This window comes from Alteromonas sp. PRIM-21, assembly GCF_027563165.1.
Taxonomy (GTDB): domain Bacteria; phylum Pseudomonadota; class Gammaproteobacteria; order Enterobacterales; family Alteromonadaceae; genus Alteromonas; species Alteromonas macleodii_A.
The window spans coordinates 1-813 of sequence record NZ_JADOEK010000038.1; the positions used below are offsets into that span (position 1 = coordinate 1).

2 tRNA genes and 2 rRNA genes are annotated in these 813 nt (G+C 42.8%); all 4 read left to right on the forward strand.

Going from position 1 to position 813, the window contains the following annotated elements:
- Positions 1-108 (forward strand): 16S ribosomal RNA (locus IW644_RS19880); the annotation flags it as partial.
- A 78-nt stretch (positions 109-186) separates the two neighbouring features.
- Positions 187-262: transfer RNA gene (locus IW644_RS19885), tRNA-Ala, on the forward strand.
- Between the two features lie 43 nt (positions 263-305).
- Positions 306-382, forward strand: a tRNA-Ile gene (locus tag IW644_RS19890).
- 348 nt (positions 383-730) lie between these two features.
- A 23S ribosomal RNA gene (locus IW644_RS19895) occupies positions 731-813 on the forward strand; the annotation flags it as partial.

Genomic DNA, 813 nt, shown 5'->3' on the forward strand with positions numbered 1-813 from the left:
GTAGTTAGTCTAACCTTCGGGAGGACGATTACCACTTTGTGTTTCATGACTGGGGTGAAGTCGTAACAAGGTAACCCTAGGGGAACCTGGGGTTGGATCACCTCCTTACCATTACGTCGATAGACGCACTTGATGCAGTGCCTACACAGATAGTCTTGTTTAAAATGAAGAACGACACAAGTTTATGGGGCTATAGCTCAGCTGGGAGAGCGCCTGATTTGCATTCAGGAGGTCAGCAGTTCGATCCTGCTTAGCTCCACCATCTACTTGACACTGAGTTTGTTGTTAACAAACTTAGAAACTGAAGGCTTGTAGCTCAGCTGGTTAGAGCGCACCCCTGATAAGGGTGAGGTCGGCAGTTCAAGTCTGCCCAAGCCTACCATTTCCTTGCTTCAAGAAAGGAAGGTAACAAAGGTAGAAGCGTGTCACGTTGGACCCGAAATCCTAATGAATATTTACTGTTTCAGTAAGCATTGATTAGGGTTTTTTACTCTAAAGATGAAAGTACTGCTTTTGCAGGAAACATCGAATGTTCTTTAACAATTTGGAAAGCTGATATTAATAGTAATCAATCAAAATTGAGTAACTGAGAAATCGAAAGATGACTTTTTACTCTACTTGACTGAATTGCTTGTTATCAATTTATTGATAGCAAGGCAATTCTTCCGATTAGCTTGTCATGCATACGACATAACTTAGACAGAAGTCAAAAGGCTGTTTGGGGTTGTATGGTTAAGTGACGAAGCGTATACGGTGGATGCCTTGGCAGTTAGAGGCGATGAAGGACGTGTAAGTCTGCGAAAAGCTGTGGTG